Here is a 15,678-nt window from a genome sequence, read left to right on the forward strand (position 1 = left end):
GCGTACCCATCGCCGCCGGGACGCATTTGCCCCGGCGCCGCCCCGGGAACAACTCGCCCGGACGGACATCCGCGCCGGCCGGGAGCGGCCGACGCGGACGTCCGTCCGGCGGTCAGGTGGGGTCGCCGCCCCGGCGGTGCCGGACGATGGCCAGCGGGCCGCGCGCGTGGTGCAGCACCGCGTGGCTGACCGAGCCGAGCAGCAGCCCGCGGAAGGCGCCCCGGCCGTGCGCGCCGACCACGGTGAGCTGCGCGTCCGTCGACTCCTCCACCACCGCCCGGGCGGGTGCCGCGGCGACCAGCCGCTGCCGTACCGGCACCTCCGGGTAGCGCTCGGACCAGCCGGCGAGGGACTCGGCGAGCACCCGCCCCTCCTCGGCGGCGAGGGCCTCCGGGTCGTACACCAGCGGCACGATGTCGCCCGGGCCGACCGGCGTCGGGTACAGCCAGGCGTGCACCGCCACCAGGGACGTGCCGCGCTGCGCGGCCTCGGCGAAGGCGAAACCGATCGCCTCGGTCGACAGCGGGGAACCGTCCACCCCGACCACGACCGGGCCGTCGGCGCGCGGCTCGCCGCGGACCACCAGCACCGGGCAGTCGGCCCGGGCGGAGAGCTGCACGGCGGTCGACCCGACCAGCAGCTCGGCGAAGCCGCCGAGGCCGCGGTGGCCGAGCACCAGCAGGGCCGCGTCCCGGCTCTCCCGCAGCAGCACCGGGGTCGCCGCGCCGTCCATCACGGCGCCGGTGACCTGGACCTCGGCCGAGACCTTGCCGGCCTCGTCAACCGCCTCGGCGACCAGCTTCTCCGCCTCGTGGCGCAGGCCGGCGTCGGGCGGGGCGGCGGGGACCGGGCCGAGCGAAACGCCGTACAGCGGCCAGATGAAGGCGTGCACCACCCGCAGCGGCCGGTGCCGGGCCGCCGCCTCCCGGGCGGCCACCCGGACCGCGTCCAGAGCTGACGGGGAACCGTCCACGCCCACCACGACAGGGGCACCGGATCTGTTGGTCATCACGTCCTCCTTCGTCCTACCTTCAGCCTGCTCCGGCACGCGGGCCGTCGTCAGGGGCGGGGGACCCGGCCGCCGGGCCGTTGGTCCCGGGTCGTGGGGTGACCCCGGGCCGCCGGGTCAGCCGCAGCACCAGGCCCGGCAGCGCGGCCACCGCCGCACAGGCGAGCAGCTCCGGCACGCCGAGCGGAACGGTGCCGAGCAGCGTCCGCAGTGGACCGAGCAGCACGCCGCCGACCTGGAGCAGCGCGGAGAGCGCGACCGCGGCGAGCAGGCCCGGGTTGCCCGGCCGGGCGGCCATCCGGCGGGGCACCCGGACCGCGAGCGCCACCCCGAGCTGGGCCAGGCCGAGCACGAGGAAGACCACCGACTGCCACGGCCGGTCCCACCGGGCGGCGGCCCCGCCGGCTGCCAGGGTCACCGTCGCGATCAGACCGCCGGTGAGCAGCACGTCCCGGCCGAGTCCCGCGCCGAGCACCGACTCCTGCGGGGACCGGGGCGGGCGGCGCAGGGTGCCCGACTCGGCCGGCTCCGCGCCCAGCGCCACCCCCGGCACCCCGTGGGTGAGCAGGTTGATCCAGAGGATCTGCGCCGGCAGCAGCGGCACCGCCAGCCCGAACAGCGGCCCGAGCAGCATCACCGCGATCTCGGCCACCCCGCCCGAGAGGGCGTAGCGCAGGAACCGGCGGGTGTTGTCGTAGATCCGCCGTCCCTCACCGATCGCCGCGGCGACCGTGGACAGGTCGTCGTCGACCAGCACCAGGTCGGCGGCCTGCCGGGCCACCTCCGTCCCGCCACCCATCGCCACCCCGATGTCGGCCCGGCGCAGCGCTGGGGCGTCGTTCACCCCGTCGCCGGTCATCGCCACCACGTGCCCGCGGGCCTGCAGGCCGGCGACGATGTCGAGCTTCTGGTCCGGCTGGGTGCGGGCGAAGACCCGGGCCGCCGGATCCGCGTCGGCCGGGTCGCCGTCGTCGCCGCGGACCACCGGGTCCCCGTCGCGCCAGAGGCCCAGCTGCCCGCCGATCGCCGCGGCCGTCGCCGGGTGGTCACCGGTGACCAGCACCAGGCGTACGCCGGCGCGGTCGAAGCTGTCGGCCAGGTCGGCGGCGCCGGCCCGTAGCGGGTCCCCGACGGCGACCAGGCCCACCGGACGCAGCCCGGTCGGCGCCGCCGGGTCCGGTGGCGCGCCGAGCAGCGCGCTGGCGACGGCGAGCACCCGCAGCCCCTCGGCCGCCAGCCGGTGCGCCTTGGCGGTCAACGCGGCGAGCTCCTGGGGCGACGCGTCAACCAGCGGGGCGACGAGCACGTTCTCCGGGGCGCCCTTGCACACCACCAGGTACCGGCCGCACCCCCGGTGCACCGTGGTCATCCGCCGGGTGGCCTGGTCGAACGGGTGCTCGGCGACCCGGGGCCAGGCGGCGCGGGTGGCCTCGGCGTCCAGGCCGCACCGGCCCGCGAAGGCCACCAGCGCCGCCTCCAGCGGGTCACCCACGGCGGTCCACTCCGGTCGCCGCTCGTCGGGCGGTGCCAGCGTGGCGTCGTTGCAGAGCAGCCCGGCCCGCGCCAGCCGGCGCAGCTCCCCCGGTACGCCCACCCGGCCCCCGTCCCGGTGCACCGTGCCGCGCGGGGCGTAGCCCGCGCCGGTGACCGCGTACCGGGCGCCCTCAGCGGTGACCGCCTGCTGCACCGCCATCCGCCCCTCGGTGAGGGTGCCGGTCTTGTCCGAGGCGATCACCGTCACCGAGCCCAGCGTCTCCACCGCGTGCAGCCGGCGGGGGATGGCCCGCGTTCCGGCCATCCGGCGGGCGCCCAGCGCCAGGGCCAGGGTCACCACCGCGGGCAGCGACTCGGGCACCGCGGCCACCACCAGGCTGACCGCGATGACCGCCATCTCCACCACCGGCCGGCCGCCGAACACGCCGACGGCGAAGACCAGCGCGGAGAGCAGCACCGCGGTCAGCCCGAGGGCGCGGCCGAGGCCGGCGAGCCGACGCTGCAACGGGGTGGGGCCGGGCCGGGTCCGCGCCACCAGTCCGCTGATCCGCCCCAGCGCGCTGGCCGGGCCGGTCCGCAGCACTACGCCGGTGGCCCGGCCGGTGGTCACCACGGTGCCGGCGGCGAGCTCCGCGCCGGCGTCCCGGGCGACCGGCACCGCCTCGCCGGTGAGCGCCGACTCGTCGAGCTGGAGCCGGCTCGCCGCCAGCAGCAGCAGGTCGGCCGGTACGACGTCACCGGCCTGGACGCGGACCAGGTCGTCGCGGACGACCTCGCCGGCGGGCAGGATCAGGTCGTAACCGTCGCGGACCACCCGGGCGGTCGGCGCGGCCAGCCGGTCGAGTGCGGCGATCGCCCGGTCCGCGCGGACCTCCTGGACCACTCCGATGGCCGTGTTGACGGCTACCACCAGCACGATCACCGCCGTGTCGGGGTAGTCGGCGAGCACGGTGGTGACCACGGCCGCGGCGAGCAGCAGGGCGACCAGCGGGTCGGTGAGCTGGTGCAGGATCCGGGCGGCCAGGTGGCGGCGGGGTGGCGGGCCGACCAGGTTCGGGCCCTCGGCGCGCAGCCGGGCCGCGGCGGCCGCCGCCGACAGGCCGGCGACCGACCCGGCGTCGGGGCGGTCGGCGAGCGGTGGCTCCCCGGCCCGGGTGGTCGTACCGACTGCCGTCACCAGTGACCTCCGCCTCCCGGGGTGCGGCGCGCTCCGTCCCCCTCCACCGTCGTCCGCGCGACCCGGCCGGTGGCAGAGGCGTTGCGCCCGGGCGGCCCGGGACCATCGGCCCTGACGGTTCGGGCGCGGGCGCGGTCGGATGGAGAGAGGACGATCGACAAGGAGGTCGAAAATGTCCACTGTCACCAAGTTCCGGGGCGGCACGTTGGCGCCGTTCGACTGGACGAACCTGTCCTGGCTGCCGATGCTGGCGCCGACCATCCGGGTCGAGGACTACCTCGACGGCGACCGGTACGTCGTCCGCGCCGAACTGCCGGGCATCGACCCGGCGAAGGACGTGCGGATCACCCGTACCGGGGAGAGCCTGCGGCTGGACGTGGTCCGCCGGGAGAGCCACACCGACAAGGTCCACTCGGAGTTCCACTACGGCTCCTTCTCCCGGCTGATCCCGCTCCCCGCCGGGGTCAAGGAGGAGACCATCGCGGCCCGCTACGCGGACGGCATCCTCGAGATCACCGCCACCGTCGGCGGACCCGAGCCGACCGCCCGGGAGATCCCGATCACCGTGGAGCACAGCGGCAAGCGGTGAGCAGACAGCCGAGGGGCCCGGCGGTACGCCGGGTCCCTCACCCGATCACGGAGGCGTGAGGCCATGACCCCGCTCGAGATGCTCCGCGCGCACCCCTTCCTCGCCGGCCTGCCGGAGGAGTGGGTGCCCCGGTTGACCGGCTACGCCCGTCCGGTGGTCTGGCATCCCGGGCACCGGTTGTTCCGCGCGGGGCAGCCGGCGGAACGGTTCTGGCTGGTGCGTACCGGTCAGGTGGCGCTCGACTTCCCGGTGCCGGGGCGCGGTGACGTGGGGATCGAGATGATCGGCGCGGGCGGGGTGCTCGGCTGGTCGTGGCTCTTCCCGCCGTACCGCTGGCAGTTCGGCGCGGTCGCCGTGCAGCGCAGCACCGCGGTGGAGTTCACCGCGGAGGGGGTGCGCCGGCTGATGGAGTCGGACGACCGGCTCGGCCGGCAGCTCACCGCCCGGTTCATGAGCGTGGTGGTGGACCGCCTCCAGGCGTCCCGGGTACGCCTGCTCGACCTGTACGGCTACCCGGCGCTGCCGCCGACCGGCTGACCTGCCGAGTGCCGGTGGACGATCAGCTCGTCCACCTCCAGCCGGCCGATCCGCAGCTCGCGGATCACCGCTCGGCGCACGGCCAGCCGTCCGATCGCCAGCGTGCCCACCGCCACCGCCCCGAGCGCGGCAGCGGCGAGCGCCAGCGGGGCGGCCGCCGTGGGGCCCAGTGCCCGCGGGCCGGCCACCTTCGCGCCCGTGACCGAGGCGCCGCGGACCCGCACCGGGATCGCCGGCCGGCCCCGGCGGTGACGCATCCTGTTCATGCGACGATCCTCCGCCGCCACCTGGGCGCATCGCGCCGGTTCCCGGGCGCGGTCCACCACCCGGGTGACCGCCGCCCGCCGTGCCAGCCCGGCCAGCCCGCGCAGGGAACTGGCCGCGCACCCGCTCCACCGACGGCGGTTCCGTCCCGGTCAACCCGGCTCGGCGTAAGGGTGCGGGCCGAGCCGGCGGCAGGAGGTCCCCTCGGGGGCGGCTCCGCTGCGCGGCTGGTGCGCCTCCGCCGGGCGCCGAGGGGGAGGGCGACGCCCGGCAGCGGGCGGCTCAGCGCTCGACCACCAGCCGTCGCGCCCGCAGCGCCCGGGCCCACCAGGGCCGGCCGGGCTCCGGCCGCAGCGCGGGTGGGCGTACGCCGCGCAGGCTCACCCAGCCGCCGGGTCCCATGGTCACCGCGCCGATCGCCGCCGGCCGGCGGCGGGCCACCGTGGCGACGGCGGCGGTGAGCACAGCCACCGCGAACGCTCCGGCGGCCGCCGCGACGAGCTGGTCCGGGTCGACCACCCGGCGGTAGCGGACCCGCCCGGCGGAGAGGACGAACGCCCCGATCGGACGACCCTCGTAGGTGACCGGCACCAGCGCGGCGGCCGGCGTGCCGGGCAGCTCCAGCACCGGCCCGATCGGTAGGACCGGTGCGGCCGGCACCGGCGGGGCCGGCGCGGGCGCCGGCCGGACCGGTGGTGGGCTCGCCGGGGCGAGTCCGGTGGGGTTGAAGATCGCGGTCATCGCGCTGCCCTCCTAACGGGAGTCGGACGTGCCGGTGGCGGGGTCGACGGCGGCCCGACCGGCGGCCAGCCGCGCGATCGGCACCCGGTACGGCGAGCAGGAGACGTAGTCCAGCCTGGCGTCGGCGAAGAACGCCACCGAGTCGGGGTCGCCGCCGTGCTCACCGCAGACCCCGATGGTGAGCTCCGGCCGGGCGGCCCGGCCCTCGGCGACCGCCATCCGGATCAGTCGGCCGACGCCGCGCCTGTCGATGGTCTCGAAGGGCGACACCGGGAAGATCCCGCGCTCCAGGTAGGTGCTGAAGAAGGAGCCCTCCACGTCGTCGCGGGAGAACGCCCAGGCGGTCTGGGTGAGGTCGTTGGTGCCGAAGGAGAAGAAGTGCGCCTCGGCGGCGATCTCCCCGGCGGTCAGCGCCGCCCGGGGCACCTCGATCATCGTGCCGATCGGGATCTCCGGCGCGCCGTCGACCGTCGCGAGGACCCGTTCGGCCTCGTCGCGCACCGCGGCCAGCTCCCGTACGTCGCCGACGAGCGGCACCATGATCTCCGGTCGCGGGTCGCCGCCGGCCCGGATCCGCTGCGCCGCCGCCTCGGCGACCGCCCGGACCTGCATGGCGAAGAGCCCGGGGACCACCAGCCCGAGCCGCACCCCGCGCAGCCCGAGCATCGGGTTGGCCTCGTGCATCCGGCGGACCGCCGCGAGCAGCGTCGCGTCGCGGCCCGGGTCCTGGCCGAGCGCCTCGGCGCGGGCCACCCGGGCGGTCAGCTCGGGCAGCGGCGGCAGGAACTCGTGCAGCGGCGGGTCGAGCAGCCGGATCGTCACCGGCAGCCCGTCCATCGCGGCGAGGATGCCGACGAAGTCGGCCCGCTGCAACGGCAGCAACGCGGCCAGCGCGGCGGCCAGCTCGTCCGGGCCGTCGGCGAGGATCAGCCGCTCCACCAGCTCCCGGCGGTCGCCGAGGAACATGTGCTCGGTCCGGCACAGCCCGATGCCGGTGGCGCCGAACCGCCGCGCCCGCCGGGCGTCCTCCGGCGTGTCCGCGTTCGCGCGTACGCCGAGCGCCCGCACGGCGTCGGCGTGGCCGAGCAGCCGGTGCACGGCCGCGACCAGCGGATCCGCCTCGGGGCTCAGCTCGCCGGCCAGGTAGCGGGCCACGGGGGAGGGCTGCGCCGCCACCTCGCCCAGGTAGATCCGGCCGGTGGTCCCGTCGATCGAGATCATGTCGCCGGCCCGGACCACCCGGTCGCCGACGGTGAACTCGCCGCGCTCCGGGTCGATCCGCAGCGCGTCCGCCCCGCAGACGCAGGTCCGGCCCATGCCCCGGGCCACCACGGCGGCGTGCGAGGTCTTGCCGCCGCGCGACGTGAGCACCCCGGCCGCGGCGATCATGCCGGGCAGGTCGTCCGGGTTGGTCTCCCGCCGGACCAGGATCACCGGGTCGGTGGCCGCCGCCGCGGCGGTCGAGTCGAAGACCACCCGCCCGACGGCGGCGCCCGGCGAGGCGCCCACCCCGACCGCCAGCGGCTCGGGCGCGGCGGCGAGGTCGAACGCGGGGAACATCAGCTGGGCGAGCTGCGCCCCGCTGACCCGGTGCAGCGCCTCGTCGAGGGTGATCAGCCCCTCGTCGACGAGCTGCGCGGCGATCACGAACGCGGCTGCGGCGGTGCGCTTGCCGATCCGGGTCTGGAGCATCCACAGCCGGCCGCGCTCGATGGTGAACTCGATGTCGCACAGGTCCCGGTAGTGCCGTTCCAGGGTGGCCATGATCTCCAGCAGCCGCCGGAAGCTGACCGGGTCGAGCCGCTCCAGCTCGGGCAGGCCGATCGTGTTCCGGATGCCGGCCACCACGTCCTCGCCCTGCGCGTCGGCCAGGTAGTCGCCGTACACCCCGGGCACGCCGGTGGCCGGGTCGCGGGTGAACGCGACCCCGGTGCCGGAGTCCGGCCCGAGGTTGCCGAAGACCATCGCCATCACGTTGACCGCGGTGCCCAGGTCGTCGGGGATGTGCTCCTGCCGCCGGTAGAGCCGGGCCCGCTCCGCGTTCCACGACTCGAAGACCGAGCGGACGGCCAGGAAGAGCTGCTCGTGCGGGGCCTGCGGGAAGTCGTGCCCGACGTGCCGGGCGAAGATCTTCTTGTACGTCTCCACCAGGTCGCGCAGCTGCCCGGCGCTCGGCCCGGCCGCCCCGGCCGTGGCCCGCAGCGCGGCCAGCTCCCGCTCGAACTCGTCGCTCGGGACCCCGTACACGGTGCGGCCGAACATCTGGATCAGCCGGCGGTACGAGTCCCAGGCGAAGCGCTCGTCACCGCTGCGTGCCGCGAGGCCGCCGACGGTGGCGTCGTTGAGCCCGATGTCGAGGATCGTCTCCATCATCCCGGGCATCGAGTACCGGCCGCCGGAGCGGACGGCCAGCAGCAGCGGGTCGTGGGGGTCGCCGAGCCACCGGTCCAGCCGGGCCTCGATCTCCCGCAGGTGCGCGTTCACCTCCGCGAAGAGCCCGGGCGGCGGCGACCCGGTGGCCAGGAACGCCCGGCAGGCGTCGGTGCTGATCGTGAAGCCGGGCGGCACGGGCAGCCCGAGCCGGGTCATCTCGGCCAGGTTCGCGCCCTTGCCACCCAGCAGGTCGGCCCTGCTCCGGTCACCCTCGATGAAGTCGTAGACGTACTTGGGCATGGTCCCGGCCTCCACTCCGCTACCGCGGGAAACGACGTCCCATTCGTTGGTAGCAATGCGCGGGGCCGGGGCGGCAGGGTCGGACGCCGACGGTCACCGGGCCAGAGGTCCCGAGTGCGTCGGTGGGCCTGCGTATCCTCCGGCGGTGACCTCTGACGTGCGCCTCCGCCCGGTACGCGACGCCGACCTGCCCGAGTTCTACGCGCACCAGCAGGATCCGCAGGCCAACTGGATGGCCGCCTTCGGCCCCGCCGACCCGGCCGACCGGGTGGCGTTCGACGCGCACTGGGCGCGCATCCGCGCCGACCCGCGCATCGTCACCCGGACGGTAGTGGTCGACGGCGAGGTGGTCGGGCACGTGGCGGCCTTCCCGGTCGACGAGCGCACCGAGGTCAGCTACTGGATCGACCCGCGCCGGTGGGGCCGGGGCCACGCCACCGCCGCGCTGGCCGCGCTGCTGCGTGAGGTGCCGCAGCGCCCGGTGCACGCCCGCGTCGCCAAGGACAACCGCGCCTCCCTGGCCGTGCTGCGCAAGTGCGGCTTCGTCGTCGTCGGCGAGGACTCCGGGTACGCCCCCGGCCGCGGCGCCGAGGTCGAGGAGTGGGTGCTGGAGCTGCCCGCCGACGCCGCTGAGCTGGGCGACCACTAGTCTCCCGGGGGTGAACTGGCTGGAACTCGTCGGCTGGGCCGGCTCCGCGCTGCTGGTCTGGTCCCTGCTGCAGACGCGCATCCTGCGGCTGCGCGCGCTGAACCTGATCGGCTGCCTCATCCTGATCGGCTACAACGGGGCGGTGCACGTCTGGCCGATGGTCGGGCTCAACGTGGTGCTGGCGGTGATCAACGTCTGGTACCTGCGGAAGATGCTGGCCACCCGGCACGACGAGGAGACGTACCAGGTGGTCGAGGTGGGCACCGGCGACGCGTTCCTGGCCCACACGCTGCGCGTGCACGCCGCCGACATCGCCCGGTTCAACCCCGACTTCCACTGGGACCCGGCCGACGGGCGGCGCTCGGCGTTCCTGGTGGTCCGCGCCGACGAGGTGGTCGGCGTGGTGGTGTCGCACGCCGAGCCCGGCGGGGTCGCCCAGATCGACCTGGACTACGTCACCCAGCGGTTCCGCGACTTCACCCCGGGCGAGTTCGTCTACCGGCGCAGCAGCCTCTTCACCGACCGGGGCTTCCGCCGGGTGGTCAGCCCGCCCGGCATGGTCGCCCCCTACTACCACCGGCTCGGCTTCCGCCCCGAGGGCGACGCGTACGTGCTCGACCTGCCCGCGCCGGCCTGACGGCCCGCCGCCACCGGGAGGATTCAGCGACCCCGCCGCTGGGCACAGTGGGGCCTACGCCGACCGGGTTCCCGGCCGGCGGCGTCGGCCGTGCCGGCCGACGCTGGTCGCGGTGAGGGAGAGAACCGGGCGTGCAGAGCTACTGGAGCCAACTGGCCCTGGTCGGAGTCCTGGTCATCGTCAACGCGGCCTTCGCCGGCAGTGAGATGGCACTCGTCTCGCTGCGGGACAGCCAGCTCCAGCGGCTGGAACGGACCAGCCGCGCCGGCCGGACCCTGGCCCGGCTCGCCAAGGACCCGAACCGCTTCCTCGCCACCATCCAGATCGGCATCACCCTCGCCGGTTTCCTCGCCTCGGCCGCCGCGGCGGTCTCCCTGGCCAAGCCGCTCGTACCGCTGCTCGGGGTCTTCGGCGACGCCGCCGAGACGGTCGCCATCGTGGCGGTCACCCTGGCCCTGACCTTCGTCACCCTGGTCTTCGGCGAGTTGGCCCCGAAGCGGATCGCCATGCAGTCCGCCGAGCGGTGGGCGCTGCTGGTGGCCCGGCCGCTCGACCTGCTGGCCACCTTCACCCGGCCGGCCGTCTGGGCCCTCGGCGCCACCAGCGACCTGGTGGTCCGCCTCTTCGGGCTGAACCCGAAGCACCAGCCCGAGGAGATCGGCCCGGACGAGCTGCGCGACATCGTCGCCGGCAACCACGGCTTCACCAAGGAGCAGCGGACGATCATCGCCGGCGCGGTGGAGATCGCCGACCGGCAGCTGCGGGCGGTGCTCGTACCCCGGCTCCAGGTCTTCACGCTCGACAGCGGGACCACCGCGGAGGCCGCCCGGCTGGTGCTCGCCGCGACCGGACACTCCCGGGCCCCGGTGGTCCGGCACGGGGGCATGGACGACGCGGTCGGGGTGATCCACCTGCGCGACCTGGTCGGCGTGCCGGACGACCGGCCGGTCGACGAGTGCGCGCGCCCGCCGATGTTGCTGCCCGACTCGCTGCCGGTGGTCGACGCGCTGCGCCAGTTCAAGGCCGAGCGGCAGCACATCGCGCTGGTGGTGGACGAGCGCGGCGCGGTCGACGGGATCGTCACGCTGGAGGACATCCTCGAGGAGATCGTCGGGGAGATCTACGACGAGACCGACCGGGACCTCAGCTCGGTCCGCACGGAGGACGACGGCACGCTGGTGCTGCCCGGCACCTTCCCGGTGCACGACCTGGCCGACCTCGGCGTGAAGCTGCCCGGCCGGCCGACCGGCGACTACACCACCATCGCCGGGCTGGTGCTGACCTGTCTCGGGCACATCCCCACCGTGGCGGGGGAGAGCGTCACGGTCGACGGCTGGGAGCTGGTGGTGGCCGACATCGACCACCGGGCCATCACCGAGGTCCGGATCCGCCGCGACGCCGGCGCGGACGAAACGGCCGACGCCGACGCGCCGCTGCTGGACGAGGCCCGTAGCTGACTGCCGGGCCGGTGCCGGGCAGGCCCGCGGGTCGGGCCCGCCGCCACCCGGGGCCGCCGGTCAGCCCTCGCCGCCCGGCGGGCCGAACGGGAAGCCGGGCACCGGCGGGACGAGCCGCACCTGGTCGGCGGCGAGCTGGTGGGTGCTCCGCCCGAGCACCCGGGCCACGACCCGGAGGAGCCACGGGCCCGACGGGTGCAGCTCCGGGCCGATCAGCCGGCCGGTGACCCGGGTCCACCAGTGACCGGCGACGATCACGTCGGTCAGCCGCAGCCGGTCGGGCGGGAAGCCACCCCGGACCACCACGTCCACCACCCGGCCGAGCCGCCGGCCGTGCAGGTCGTACGCGGTCCTCCCGAGCAGCTCACCCGCTCGCACGGTTCGCTCCGGGGATCCGGTCGATGAGGTGCCGGCGCAGCCAGCCCTCGACCGGCGGCGGCGGCAGGTCGGCGGCCCGGGCGCGCAGCCGCACGGCGCTGTCCACCCGGTCGATCAGGGTGACCGGGATCCGTACCGGTCGCACCGGCGGATCGTCGACGAACCGGTCGGCGATCCCGACCAGGAGCCGGCCGAACCGGCCGCCCATCCGCTGCCCGAGCGCCCCCTGCCCGGTGAGCAGGCAGTCCACGTACGGGAACCCCTCGTCGTCCACGGCGAACTCGATGTCGTCGACCCGGCCGACCAGCCGGCCGTCCCGGTCGACGATCTGCCGGTCGAGCAGTTGCTTGGCGAGCTGGACCCTCACTGTCCCATCCTCGTGATGATCGCCAACGGGATCGCCGCCAGCGACGCGGCGACGATGAGCAGCAGGAAGAGCGACCCGAGCAGGTTGTTCCAGCGGCCGTTCACCCGGTCGCCCAGGTAGTTCCGGTCGTTCGCCACCACCAGGATCGGCAGGTACGTCAGCGGCAGCACCACCGCGCTGAGCACCAGCATGTACTCGGTGAGCCGCACCGGGTCGATCGTGGTCAGCAGCAGGAGCACCCCGAGCAGCACGCTGACCAGCAGCACGCTGTGGAACCGGGCGGCCTCCCGGGGGCTGACCCGCTTGCCCCACTGCCAGCCGAAGTACTGCGCCGCGGCGTACGCGGCCGACAGGCCGGTCTCCAGCGCGGCGCCGAAGGTCACCGCGAAGAACGCCAGCACCGCCACCGCCAGCCCGATCCCGCCGAACGCCAGCACCACCGGCTGCGCGGCCTGGTCGAGGGTGTCCAGCGACGTCCCGCTCGGGTGGTAGACCACCGCCGCGGCGGCGATCAGCGACAGCGCGAGGAACCCGCCGACCGGGAAGCCGATCAGCACGTTCGAGCGGGCGTGAGCCAGGTCGGCGGCGCTCCACCGCTCCTCCACCCCACCGGAGGAGAAGAAGAAGACCTCGTACGGGCTGACCGTGGAGGCGAAGAGCGCCACCGCGATGAACCAGTAGGCGCCCCAGCCCTGCCCGGCGGTGCCGAGGTGCACGGCCTGGCTGCCGAGCCGCGCCCAGTCGGTGGGCAGGGCGAACAACGCCACCGCGAAGACCAGCAGGGCCAGCCCGGCGAGCCCGAAGACCCGTTCCATCAGCTCGAAGCGCATCCGCCACAGCACCAGCCAGACGGCGAACGCGGCCACCGGCACCCACAGGAGGTAGCTGACCCGGGTGGCCAGCTGCACCGCCAGCGCCACCCCGCCCAGCTCCGCCGCCAGGGTGACCACCGTGACGAGGTAGGACGCGACCAGGTTGAGCAGCGCCACTCGCGGCCCGAGCCGCTCCCGGACCAGGTCGAACACCGCCCGGCCGCTCACCGCCGCGATCCGTCCGGCCATCTCGGCGTACGCGCAGATGCCGAGCACGCCGACGAGCAGCACCCAGGCGTGGGCCATCCCGAACCGGGCGCCGGCCTGGCTCGCCGCCACCAGGTCACCGATGTCGACGAAGCCGCCGATGGCGGAGAGCACGCCGAGGGTGGCGGCGAGGAGCTTCCTCACGTCGGTGGGGGAGCGGGCGGTCTCATCGACGCGACGATATCGGCGTCAGCCGCTCATTTCAGGTCGAATCCGGCAGCCCGCTCCGCGGCGGTCAGCCGGCGGTCAGGTTCTGCAGGCGCACCTGGCCGCGGGACACCAGCCGCCCGTCGCCGTCGGTGATCTCCACCTGCCAGAGCTGCTGACTGCGACCCCGGTGCACCGGCGTGCCCACCGCGGTCAGCTCACCGTCGCGAACCGCCCGCAGAAAGTCGGTCTGGTTGGACACCCCGACCACCTGGCCCTTGTCGCCCAGCCAGAGCGAGCCGCCGATGCTGGCCGCCGTCTCGACCACCGAGCAGTAGACCCCGCCGTGCTGGATCCCGAACGGCTGGTGCAGCTCCGGGCGTACCTGCCAGCGGATGACCACCTTCTCGCCGCTGACCTCGTCGAACTTCAGGCCCAGCAGGGCGACGAAGCCCCCGGTCAGGTCCGGCATCTCCACGGCAGCCCCTCCTCGCGTCGTACCGAGCCGCCAGCCTAGTCGCCCCGGCGAAAGGCAAACCCGGTACGGCCCCAGGGGTGTGATGGGGGAGAATCGGTGACCGTGACCGAGAGCAATCTCCCGCACGGGCGGGACTCCCTGACCGAAGACCTGCGGTGGCGGGGCCTGATCCAGGACTCGACCGGCCTCGACGAGCTGCGCGAGCTGCTCGACGGCGGGCGCGCCAGCTTCTATGTGGGCTTCGATCCGACCGCCCCGAGCCTGCACGTCGGCCATCTCATGCAGGTCACCACGGCCCGCCGGCTGCAGCTCGCCGGGCACCGGCCGCTGCTCCTGGTCGGCGGCGCCACCGGCCAGATCGGCGACCCGAAGGAGAGCGCCGAGCGGACCCTCAACCCCCCCGAGGTGGTGGCCGGCTGGGTCCAGCGCATCCGGGACCAGCTCGCGCCGTTCGTGTCGTACACCGGGGAGAACGCCGCCCAGCCGGTGAACAACCTGGACTGGACCGGCGAGATGTCGGTGGTCGAGTTCCTGCGCGACGTGGGCAAGCACTTCCCGGTGAACAAGATGCTGGCCCGGGAGGTGGTCAAGGCGCGGCTGGAGACCGGCATCAGCTTCACCGAGTTCAGCTACCAGCTCCTGCAGGCCCACGACTTCTTCGAGCTGCACCGCCGGTACGGTTGCCAGCTCCAGTACGGCGGCTCCGACCAGTGGGGCAACATCACCGCGGGCGTCGACTACATCCGGCGGCGCGGTGCGGGGCCGGTGCAGGCCTTCGTCACGCCGCTGGTCACCAAGTCGGACGGCACGAAGTTCGGCAAGACCGAGGGCGGCGCCGTCTGGCTCGACCCGGAGATGACCAGCCCGTACGCCTTCTACCAGTTCTGGCTCAACGCCGACGACCGTGACGTCGTCCGCTACCTGCGCTACTTCAGCTTCCGCTCCCGGGAGGAGCTGGAGGAGCTGGAGAAGGCGACGGCCGAGCGTCCGCAGGCCCGACTCGCCCAGCGTGCCCTCGCCGAGGAGCTGACCACGCTGGTGCACGGCGAGCGCGAGATGGCCCAGGCGGTCGCCGCCAGCCAGGCGCTCTTCGGCCGGGGGGCGCTGGACGACCTGTCCCCGGAGACGCTGCGGGCCGCCCTCACCGAGGCCGGCCTGGTGCACCTCACCGAGCTGCCGGACGTGGCTGGCCTGCTCAAGGAGTCCGGCCTGGTGCCCAGCACGAAGGAGGCCCGGCGGGTGATCGTCGAGGGCGGCGCCTACGTCAACAACACCCGGATCTCCGAGGTGGACGCCACCGTCGCCCCGGAGGACCTGTTGCACGGCCGGTACCTGGTGCTGCGCCGCGGCAAGCGTTCCTTCGCGGGGGTTGAGCTGCGCAAATAGTCGTACGTCGAGAATGTGACGCGGGACGCGCCCAGCGGATTTGACGATCAATCCGCTGGGCGCGTAACTTTCTCTCTGCCAGCGCGGAACGGACGAAACAGGCGAAAGGCCTGGAAGGCCGGAGCGCGGGAATGACCCCAGGGTTGGATGGGTTACTCCATCGGAGTCTGGACCGGGTGGTGCCCCGGATTCGCCGCGAGGCGGATTTGGCGAGGCGGAACCGACCGGGTAAGGTTCATCGGCCGGCAGGGAAACGGGCGAGCGTGCGGGAGACCGCAGCGGCCGTCCTGCCGAAATCCACAAAGCGCCCGGCGCGAGCCGGTCGAATAGTGGTGCCCGGTAAAAGGGTTGGCGCACGACAAACCGCGAAACACCGGTTTGACACGGCAAAAGCCACCGGGTAACGTAGTAAAAGTGCCCGGCGCGAGAGCGGCGAGCGGTTGAACGAAAATACCCCGGGTCGGGGCTCCACGGTGTGGGGTTTCTGGGCGGTGTGTGGTTGTTCTTTGAGAACTCAACAGGGTGCTTGATAAGCCAGTGCCAAATTGATTTATACCCCGGACTGGCAGTTCTCCTTTGGGAGGGTTGTTGGTTTGGATTCCTTTGGCAACACTTT

The 15,678-nt window shown here is 74.4% G+C and carries 15 protein-coding genes; 6 read left to right on the forward strand and 9 right to left on the reverse strand.

The window, feature by feature from the left end; translation table 11 throughout:
* Positions 1 to 112: 112 nt before the first annotated feature.
* Both ACTWO6_RS13245 and ACTWO6_RS13250 read right to left on the reverse strand, forming a co-directional pair.
* Positions 113 to 1,009, reverse strand: a complete 897-nt coding sequence (locus tag ACTWO6_RS13245; RefSeq protein ID WP_446219916.1) for a universal stress protein — start codon at positions 1,007 to 1,009, stop codon at positions 113 to 115.
* A gap of 22 nt (positions 1,010 to 1,031) precedes the next feature.
* Complete coding sequence (locus ACTWO6_RS13250) at positions 1,032 to 3,602, reverse strand: cation-translocating P-type ATPase (protein WP_446220648.1); 2,571 nt, start codon at positions 3,600 to 3,602, stop codon at positions 1,032 to 1,034.
* Between the two features lie 250 nt (positions 3,603 to 3,852).
* Here ACTWO6_RS13250 and ACTWO6_RS13255 point away from each other — a divergent pair, with 250 nt between their 5' ends.
* Positions 3,853 to 4,269: an Hsp20/alpha crystallin family protein gene (locus tag ACTWO6_RS13255; protein ID WP_446219917.1), complete on the forward strand. Its 417-nt coding sequence runs from the start codon at positions 3,853 to 3,855 to the stop codon at positions 4,267 to 4,269.
* A gap of 63 nt (positions 4,270 to 4,332) precedes the next feature.
* The gene (locus tag ACTWO6_RS13260) at positions 4,333 to 4,806 is read left to right on the forward strand and encodes a cyclic nucleotide-binding domain-containing protein (RefSeq protein ID WP_446219918.1); all 474 of its coding nucleotides are present in this window, start codon (positions 4,333 to 4,335) and stop codon (positions 4,804 to 4,806) included.
* Here ACTWO6_RS13260 and ACTWO6_RS13265 read toward each other — a convergent pair.
* The 3 genes from ACTWO6_RS13265 to ppdK form a co-directional block, all read right to left on the reverse strand.
* Complete coding sequence (locus ACTWO6_RS13265; RefSeq protein WP_446219919.1) at positions 4,779 to 5,072, reverse strand: hypothetical protein; 294 nt, start codon at positions 5,070 to 5,072, stop codon at positions 4,779 to 4,781. The genes ACTWO6_RS13260 and ACTWO6_RS13265 overlap by 28 nt on opposite strands.
* Positions 5,073 to 5,352: 280 nt before the next feature.
* A complete protein-coding gene (locus ACTWO6_RS13270; RefSeq protein ID WP_446219920.1) occupies positions 5,353 to 5,811 on the reverse strand; it encodes a hypothetical protein in 459 nt (152 codons plus the stop codon).
* 12 nt (positions 5,812 to 5,823) lie between these two features.
* Positions 5,824 to 8,484, reverse strand: a complete 2,661-nt coding sequence (gene ppdK, locus ACTWO6_RS13275) for a pyruvate, phosphate dikinase (RefSeq protein ID WP_446219921.1) — start codon at positions 8,482 to 8,484, stop codon at positions 5,824 to 5,826.
* A 145-nt stretch (positions 8,485 to 8,629) separates the two neighbouring features.
* Here ppdK and ACTWO6_RS13280 point away from each other — a divergent pair, with 145 nt between their 5' ends.
* From ACTWO6_RS13280 to ACTWO6_RS13290, 3 genes are all read left to right on the forward strand, one after another.
* The gene (locus ACTWO6_RS13280; RefSeq protein WP_446219922.1) at positions 8,630 to 9,133 is read left to right on the forward strand and encodes a GNAT family N-acetyltransferase; all 504 of its coding nucleotides are present in this window, start codon (positions 8,630 to 8,632) and stop codon (positions 9,131 to 9,133) included.
* A 10-nt stretch (positions 9,134 to 9,143) separates the two neighbouring features.
* Positions 9,144 to 9,770, forward strand: coding sequence for a hypothetical protein (locus ACTWO6_RS13285; RefSeq protein ID WP_446219923.1), 627 nt, complete (start codon positions 9,144 to 9,146; stop codon positions 9,768 to 9,770).
* Between the two features lie 131 nt (positions 9,771 to 9,901).
* Positions 9,902 to 11,227: a hemolysin family protein gene (locus tag ACTWO6_RS13290; RefSeq protein ID WP_446219924.1), complete on the forward strand. Its 1,326-nt coding sequence runs from the start codon at positions 9,902 to 9,904 to the stop codon at positions 11,225 to 11,227.
* Positions 11,228 to 11,287: 60 nt separating this feature from the next.
* Here ACTWO6_RS13290 and ACTWO6_RS13295 read toward each other — a convergent pair whose 3' ends face one another.
* From ACTWO6_RS13295 to ACTWO6_RS13310, 4 genes are all read right to left on the reverse strand, one after another.
* On the reverse strand, positions 11,288 to 11,605 hold the full coding sequence (locus ACTWO6_RS13295; protein WP_446219925.1) for a PRC-barrel domain containing protein: 318 nt from the start codon (positions 11,603 to 11,605) through the stop codon (positions 11,288 to 11,290).
* Complete coding sequence (locus tag ACTWO6_RS13300; RefSeq protein ID WP_446219926.1) at positions 11,592 to 11,972, reverse strand: hypothetical protein; 381 nt, start codon at positions 11,970 to 11,972, stop codon at positions 11,592 to 11,594. Before ACTWO6_RS13300 ends, ACTWO6_RS13295 begins: the two co-directional genes overlap by 14 nt.
* Complete coding sequence (locus ACTWO6_RS13305) at positions 11,969 to 13,195, reverse strand: NRAMP family divalent metal transporter (RefSeq protein WP_446219927.1); 1,227 nt, start codon at positions 13,193 to 13,195, stop codon at positions 11,969 to 11,971. Before ACTWO6_RS13305 ends, ACTWO6_RS13300 begins: the two co-directional genes overlap by 4 nt.
* Positions 13,196 to 13,286: 91 nt before the next feature.
* Positions 13,287 to 13,670, reverse strand: coding sequence for a PaaI family thioesterase (locus ACTWO6_RS13310; RefSeq protein ID WP_446220649.1), 384 nt, complete (start codon positions 13,668 to 13,670; stop codon positions 13,287 to 13,289).
* Positions 13,671 to 13,772: 102 nt separating this feature from the next.
* On the opposite strand from ACTWO6_RS13310, the gene tyrS reads away from it, so the two are divergent.
* Positions 13,773 to 15,062, forward strand: a complete 1,290-nt coding sequence (gene tyrS, locus ACTWO6_RS13315; RefSeq protein WP_446219928.1) for a tyrosine--tRNA ligase — start codon at positions 13,773 to 13,775, stop codon at positions 15,060 to 15,062.
* Positions 15,063 to 15,678 lie beyond the last annotated feature (616 nt).

This window comes from Micromonospora sp. IBHARD004 (assembly GCF_052814115.1).